Source organism: Actinoplanes sp. NPDC023936 (genome assembly GCF_040639325.1).
Classification (GTDB): Bacteria; Actinomycetota; Actinomycetes; order Mycobacteriales; family Micromonosporaceae; genus Actinoplanes.
Genome location: NZ_JBEZZR010000007.1, coordinates 235,143 through 242,183, shown reverse-complemented (window position 1 = coordinate 242,183; position 7,041 = coordinate 235,143). Strand labels below are relative to the sequence as shown.

The following is a 7,041-nucleotide window of genomic DNA, read 5'->3' as shown; positions in this document are numbered from 1 at the left end:
CGCACGCACGCAATCCGCGCGCTTAACCTGCCTCACCTACGGCTCGCCCACCCCAGCCGTCGCCCACGCACGCAATCCGCGCGCTTAACCTGCCTCACCTACGGCTCGCCCACCCCAGCCGTCGCCCACGCACGCAATCCGCGCGCTTAACCTGCCTCAGCTACGGCTCGCCGCCGCACGTCGCGGCCCCTGAGCCGCCGCGCCGCCGCCGACGCCGTCCACCTCACTGGCGCCGCTGGCCCCGCCCCGCCGCCCGGTCCCGCTCCCGCCGCCCGGTCCCGCCCCCGCCGCCCGGTCCCGCCCCCGCCGCCCGGCCCGCGGCCGCACCCGTGCCCGCCTGCCGCCCGGGCCGCCTGCCGCCCGGCCCGCCTGCCGCCCGGGCCGGCGGCGAGCCGCGCCGGGCCGCGGCCGTCAGTCGCCCGGCTGGCTGCGGGACGGGTGGAAACTTCTGGGGCGGCCCTCGCCGTACCCCCTCTTCTAAGTGACCACCCACCGGCCCAGCCACGCGGCAGCCAGGCCGGCCAGCACGCTGGCCGCGACATAGCCGGCAGCCGCCGCCCGTTCGCCGCGCCGGGCCAGCGACAGCGTCTCCCAGCTGAACGTGGAGTACGTGGTCAGCGCCCCGCAGAAACCGGTGCCGGCGAGCGCGACCAGCGCCGGGCTCAGGGGCAGGCCGAGCACCACCCCGAGCAGGAACGATCCGATGACGTTGACGGTCAGGGTGCCCCACGGGGAGCCGAGGGCGCGGTCGGTGAGGTAGCGCAGTGGGGCGCCGATCGCGGCGCCGAGGGCTACCAGCAGGAAGCTCATCGCTTGAACACCGTTGCCAGTTCGCTGCCGGCCCAGACGGCCAGCAGGGCGCCGATCACCGTCGCGGCCAGGTAGAAGAAGCCGGCGTGCAGGGTGTCGACGGAGGCCGCGGAGAAGGTGGTGTAGCCGCCGAGAACACCGGTGCCGAGGAACAATCGCACCATTTTTCGGTCAATAAGCGTATACAGCACGCCGATGAGGAAACACCCCGTGACGTTGATCAGCAGGGTCGCCCAGTGCGAACCGGACCATGCCGTGGCAATGGCGTAGCGCACCAGGGCGCCGGCAACGCCTCCGGCGGCCACCGCGCCGAGCTCGTCAAGATCCATCATCTAGCACGTTAACGCAGGCGGCCGGGGGGACGTGGCGGCGTCCTCCCCGGCCGGTCTACGGGCACACCTGGCCGATCGGCCGATCCGGCGCCCACGAGTGTCCACTGTAGGTGAGGATCTTGAACGGCCGGCGGCCGGGCCGGTTCGTCACCGTTCATTTGAATTCTGGGCATCGGGTCGGTGTGCCGACGGTGGCCACCCGGTCGACTCCGCCCTGACATGGCATGAACGCTGACGAGAAACCGGCCGAAACCGGCTCGATTCATCCGTCAATTGCGATGAATATGGCCTTCTCACTGCTGATAGCGTGCGGCTTCGCACGTTGATCGACCATCGCTCCGTCCGAGGCGCCGTGGCAGTGGACCGGCAACGTACGGGGGACGGGAAAAGGAATGCATCACGCCAACTATCACTACGGGCACGCGCACATCCTCGCCCGCTACTGCCAGCTTCCCGATCCGTTGCACCCGCCGCGAATTCAGGGATACCTCCAGCACGGCTGGAACATCGGCGACGGACTCGCGCCGGGCACGCCGTTCGTGACCGGCAGCCGGTTGCTCGTCTGGTCCGAGGAGACTCGCCGCCGTTCCTGGTCACAGGGCCGCCGCGACGTGGTCGTCGTCGGCGCGCCGTTCGCGTACCTGCTGGAGATGGAACCCGAGCCTGTTGATCAAAAGGCGGAGGGCACCATCTTCTACCCCTTCCACGGCTGGGAGGGTCAGCAGATCATCGGGGACCACCAGAGGCTCATCGACGAGGTGAAGGCCACCGAGTCCGGCCCGATCACCGCGTGCCTGTACTGGAACGAGTACAAGATGCGCTCGGTCCGCCGGCTGTACCAGAAAGCCGGCTTCCGGGTGGTCTGCCACGGATATCGTGGTTTCTGGTGGCGCGATCACAACCGGGACTTCCTGCTCGGTCAGCTCACCGAGATCCGCCGGCACAAGCGAGTCATCTCCAACCGGCTGTGCAGCGCCATCTGGTACGGCGCGCTGGCCGGGCGCGAGGTGGCCGTCTACGGCGATCCGATGGTGCTGGACAACGCCGACACGACGTTCGGCGGCGAACCCCGGCTGCACCGCCAGTGGCCCGAGGTCTACGGCGTCGAGACCGACTACGCGGCCTGCCACCGGCTGGCACGGGAGCAACTCGGCGCCGACGAGCTGTCTTCCCCGGAAGAGCTGCGCGCCCTGCTCGGCTGGCAGCGCGCCACCCCCGGCAACGAGCCTGACAACGAGTGGCGAGGCGACACCGCCGTGCTCGCCGACATCAAGTGGCGTCCCGCCGCCACGGAGAGGCACGCGTGATGCCGGACCGTCCGGTCGCCCTCGTCCCCGCCGAACCCGTCGATCTGGCTGAAGTCGTCGCCGCGCCGCCGCTGGAGAATCTCCGGCGCATCGGTGGCGAGATGTTCGCCTGGACGGACCGGGACGAGAAGCGCAGCCCGGCGCTGCCCTCCGGCGGTCTGCTGCGCTATCTCCTCGGCTCGCTCGCGGGTTCCGGCAGTGCCGTCCTGGTCGCCGGCCCGCACTCCGACGAGCTGATCAACGAACTCGTCGGCACCGGCGCCGAGGTGACCTGGCTGCTGCGCTCGCTGCCGGACGCCGAGGAGGCCGCCGCGGCCCACCCGTCGGTCACGGTGCTGACCGGCACGCTCGGCAAACTCGCCCCGGACCAGTACGACCTGGTCGTGGCGGCGGACGGCGTCACCCGGCTGAACTCGGCCGAAGGCGACCAGATGCCGGTCGGCTCGATGATCGACCGTCTCTCACTGGCGGTCGGCACGGACGGCGTCCTGCTGCTCATGCACGACAACCACTTCGGCGTGCACCACACGGTCCAGCTCGGTGCGGAGGGCCGGTACGGCGCCGACGCCAACTGGTACCCCACCGATGAGCTGGAGACCGATCGCCCGGCGTCCCGTGCCGAGCTGACCTCCCGGCTCACCGAGGCCGGTCTGCTGGTCGAGGCGTCGTACGCGGCGTTCCCCGAGCCCGCGGCTCCGGCCGTCCTGGTCGGCTCGAAGGTTCTCGGCGACGTCTCCTCGCCACTGCGCCCGTGGCTCGGCAGCGCGGTCGCGCAGGCGTTCACGGCGGCTTATCGGGGCCGCCCGGTCCTCAGCGATCCGCGCAAGCTAGCGGCGCGGGCACTGCGGGCGGGCGCCGAGGACGCGGTGGCAGGCGGATGGCTGGTCGTCGCCTGCGCAGGCGACAAGTCCGGATTTGCCGACCATGACGTGCTGGTCGGCGACGTCCACGGAACGTTCACCTACGGCGTCGACTCTGGCGGCGAACCCGTGGAACTCGTCCCGGTCAGCGAACCCCGCGAACGGGCCGGCATGCGCCGCACCGGGGTGCCGTCGATCGCGGCCACCGACGGATACCTCCTCGAGGACCGCCTGCTGGAGCTCTGCGCCACAAACGACGTGCGCCGCCTCCGCCAGGAGATCATGCAGTTCGACAGCTGGGTCCGCGAACAGGCCCGGGACGGCCTGCTGCACGGCCCGGTCGCGGTCGCCGACGTCTCCGACGTGCTGATCACCAGGGACGGCCCGGCCGTGCTCGCGGTCCGCTGGGAGCCGATCGACCCGGTACCCGTCGACACCGCCGTGGTCCGCTCCCTCTGGCAGTTCGCGGTCCGCCTGATCACCGGCGCTCGCCCGCACCCGTGGCCGGTCACGTCCAGCGCGATGGACCTCACCACGATCCTGCTCGGGATGGCCGGCCGAGGCGTCACCGAGCCGGAACTGCGCACCGCCGTCGACCTCCAGGTCGCCATCGACTCGGCCGAACTTGGACTGCGCCCGGCCGAGCAGCACGATCACAAACTGAACCTGCTGGCCGTACAGCCCGGCACCGTCCCGGTCGACGTGGTCGGATACCGCGAGCTCACCGAAGCACTGTGGCGCCAGCGATACCAGACCAGCCACCTGCTCCACATGATGGAGTGGACCGAGGACATCATCGCCTCACGCGACCGCTGGCTGAGCAAGATGGACTGGGAGATCCAGATCTACCGGGCCTCCTGGCCGGGCCGCTTCCTCACCGTCTCCCGCACCGCTTACCGCCTGATCAGCCGAGACCTCCGAGCCGCCCGCCAGCGCCGCCGTCAGCGCCGGGCCGCAGCGGCGGCAGCCAAGCGGTGGCGCAAGGCCCAGGCAGCCAAGGCCCGGACCGACAGCGCGGACGACTAGGTTTCCGGCCGAACGGCGCGCTGCCACGCATTCCGGGCGGCGCGCCGCCGGCTTCCTTTTTGGTACGGGATGACGACCGTCCCACCAAACCCCACCAGTCCCGCCAGACCCACCCCTGACGGCCCCGGCCCGGCGCCCTCCGCCGCCGGCCCCGGCGCACCCCCGGCTTCACCCACCGCCGCGCCCCGCCGCGCGCAGCCCCGCCGCGCGCAGGCCCACCTCGCGCAGCCCCGCCGCGCGCAGGCCCACCGCACGCAGCACCGCGGCGCGCAAGCCCGCCGCACCCAGGCCCGCCGTGAGACCGGGAACGCGGACGAGCGTGGAGCTGGAAGCTCCACGCTCGTCGCCCAGCCATGCACCTGTCGCCGGCGGTCGCGCTGCGGCCGGGAGTGGGCAGTGCGGCCGCGTCGTAGTCCGGGACGGGTCAACATGTGGGTGGGGACTGCCGGTCACGCGTACCCAGAAGGTCAAGCCACCGGGGTGAGGTCTCGCTCCGGGCGCGGCGTCGGCTCGGCGGGCGGCTCGTGGGCGATCTCCGGGAGCCAGCGCAGACCGCGCGGCAGCCACCAGTTGGCACGACCGAGAAGGGTCATCACGGCCGGGAGCAGGACTGCCCGGATGATGGTGGCGTCGAGGAGGACGGCGGCGGCCAGGCCGACGCCGAGTTCCTTGGTGGCGATCAGCGGGAGGGTGGCGAAGAGGCCGAAGACCGCGACCATCACGACGGCGGCGCTGGTGATGACTCCGGCGGTCTGGCCGATGCCTTCGCGGACGGCCTCACGGATGGGCAGGCCGCGGTCGGCGCCCTCGCGGATGCGGGAGACCACGAAGACGTGGTAGTCCATCGACAGTCCGAAAAGGATTACGAAGAGGAAGAGTGGCATCCAGTTCGTGATCGCTCCGGCAGCGACGAAGTCGAGCTGTTTCTCGAAGTGGCCGTACTGGAAGACGAAGACGAGCATGCCGTAGGCGGCCGCCACCGAGATCAGGTTGAGCACCACGCCGGTGAGGGCGACGACGACCGACCGGAACGAGACGAGCAGCAGGATGAACGCCAGTCCGAGGACGAACGCGAAGATGTACGGCAGGCTCTCCTCGTAGCGCTCGTTGTAGTCGACGCTCTCCGCGGTGTTGCCGGTGACCAGCGCGGTCGCGCCGGAGATCTGCCCGAAGGTGTCCGGCACCACGTCGTCACGCAGCAGGTTCAGCGCGGCGATCGAGGCAGCGTCCTCCTCGTTGCCGGTGAGTCCGACAGCGACCACGGCGACGTTGCCGGCCGGGTTGATCTCCACGTCGATCGGTTCGACGAGCTTGCCGCCGCTGTTCTGGGCGACATTTCGGAAATTGTCCAGCGCCGCCTCGAACTCCGGCGTCTTCACCGAATCCGCCTCGACCACGACCCGCGCCGGCGTCGTCTTGCTCGGGAACGCCTCACCGATCGCCAGGAACGCCTGCACCACCGGCGCGTCGTGCGCCACGTCCTGGATCCGCTGCCCCTTGGTCTTCATCTCCAGGGCCGGCGCCGCGATCACGCCGAGCGCCGCCACGGCGACGAGTGCAGAGATCAACGGCTTGGCGAGTACGACGTTCAGCAGCCCGTTCCAGAAGCGCCCCTTGCTGTTGCGCCGGTAGAGGCCGGGGATCTTGAGTGCGTCGACCCGGTCGCCGAGCGCCGACAGCAGGGCCGGCAGCACGGTCAGCGATCCGAGCACGGCGGTCGCGACCACCAGGATCGTGCCGGTGGCGAAGCTGACGAACGTGACGTCCTGGGTGAAGAACATGCCGGCCATCGCCACGATCACGGTGAGGCCGGAGATCCAGATCGACCGTCCGGAGGTCTGCGCCGCGATCGCCAGGGCTCGGTGCGGATCGGCGCCCTTGCGCCGCTCGTCGCGCTCCCGGCGGATGTAGAAGAGGCAGTAGTCCACGCCGACCGCGAGCCCGATCAGCAGCATCACGTGGGTGGTCTCGTCGACCACCGGCGCGAACCGGCTGGCCGCCGCCATCAGGCCGATCGCCGCGACCACCGACATGATCGCCAGCAGGACCGGCAGCAGCGCGGCCACCACGGCGCCGAACGCGACGAGCAGGATGCCGAGGGTGACCGGGATGGAGAGCATCGACAGCCGGGTCAGGCCGGCTTCCAGCTCGTCGCCGATCAGCTTGTCACCGCTCGCGTCGCCGGCCTCGGCGATGTAGAGCTCCGGGTGCGCGGCCTGGATCCCGGCCACCGCGTCGAGCGCCGGCCCGACCCGCTCGCTCGCCGTCTCCGGGTCGCCGGCCACGTCGAAGGTGATGAGCGTGGACCGCCCGTCGGCGGACTCGATGGGCGGCTGCACCTCGCCGACCTCAGCGACCGACGACAGCGCCTGGGTGACCTCCTCCGCAGCGGTCACCCGGTCGCTGCCCGACCGGTTCTGGATCAGCACCATCTCGCCGGAGGGCTGGGCCGGGAAGCCGGCCTCCTCGACGATCCGGTCGGCCTTGCCGGACTCACCGTGACCGGACAGCGCGTAGTTGGCCTGCTCGGTGGGAACCAGCGAGCTCAGCATCACCGTTGCGGCGACGAACGCGATCCATCCGATGATCGCGAGCGCCCGATGGCGGGCGCTCCACATCGCGACACGAGCCGCGAAGCCTTTGACGTTTTCCCTGTTCTCCATGGGGAAAACGCTATGGAATCCGGTGTGGACCGGCGATCCAGCG

Annotated in this window: 5 protein-coding genes; 2 read left to right on the top strand and 3 right to left on the bottom strand. The window is 70.9% G+C overall.

Annotated features, from left to right (window positions below; translation table 11 throughout):
- Positions 1-477: 477 nt before the first annotated feature.
- Both AB0F72_RS13255 and AB0F72_RS13250 read right to left on the bottom strand, forming a co-directional pair.
- Complete coding sequence (locus AB0F72_RS13255) at positions 478-810, bottom strand: CrcB family protein (protein ID WP_360429861.1); 333 nt, start codon at positions 808-810, stop codon at positions 478-480.
- Positions 807-1,142, bottom strand: coding sequence for a CrcB family protein (locus tag AB0F72_RS13250; RefSeq protein ID WP_360429859.1), 336 nt, complete (start codon positions 1,140-1,142; stop codon positions 807-809). The genes AB0F72_RS13255 and AB0F72_RS13250 overlap by 4 nt, the downstream gene beginning before the upstream one ends.
- A gap of 392 nt (positions 1,143-1,534) precedes the next feature.
- Between AB0F72_RS13250 and AB0F72_RS13245 the strand changes: the two genes are divergently transcribed.
- Both AB0F72_RS13245 and AB0F72_RS13240 read left to right on the top strand, forming a co-directional pair.
- Complete coding sequence (locus AB0F72_RS13245) at positions 1,535-2,449, top strand: hypothetical protein (protein ID WP_360429857.1); 915 nt, start codon at positions 1,535-1,537, stop codon at positions 2,447-2,449.
- Positions 2,449-4,335: a hypothetical protein gene (locus AB0F72_RS13240; protein WP_360429855.1), complete on the top strand. Its 1,887-nt coding sequence runs from the start codon at positions 2,449-2,451 to the stop codon at positions 4,333-4,335. Before AB0F72_RS13245 ends, AB0F72_RS13240 begins: the two co-directional genes overlap by 1 nt.
- A 467-nt stretch (positions 4,336-4,802) precedes the next feature.
- On the opposite strand, the gene AB0F72_RS13235 is transcribed toward AB0F72_RS13240, so the two are convergent.
- On the bottom strand, positions 4,803-6,998 hold the full coding sequence (locus tag AB0F72_RS13235) for an MMPL family transporter (protein ID WP_360429853.1): 2,196 nt from the start codon (positions 6,996-6,998) through the stop codon (positions 4,803-4,805).
- Positions 6,999-7,041 lie beyond the last annotated feature (43 nt).

Excerpts from the sequence above, each read along its gene's own strand:
- AB0F72_RS13240 (WP_360429855.1), top strand. The coding sequence starts at position 2,449 with ATGCCGGACCGTCCGGTCGCCCTCGTCCCCGCCGAACCCGTCGATCTG.
- AB0F72_RS13250 (WP_360429859.1), bottom strand. The coding sequence starts at position 1,142 with ATGATGGATCTTGACGAGCTCGGCGCGGTGGCCGCCGGAGGCGTTGCC.
- AB0F72_RS13245 (WP_360429857.1), top strand. The coding sequence starts at position 1,535 with ATGCATCACGCCAACTATCACTACGGGCACGCGCACATCCTCGCCCGC.
- AB0F72_RS13255 (WP_360429861.1), bottom strand. The coding sequence starts at position 810 with ATGAGCTTCCTGCTGGTAGCCCTCGGCGCCGCGATCGGCGCCCCACTG.
- AB0F72_RS13235 (WP_360429853.1), bottom strand. The coding sequence starts at position 6,998 with ATGGAGAACAGGGAAAACGTCAAAGGCTTCGCGGCTCGTGTCGCGATG.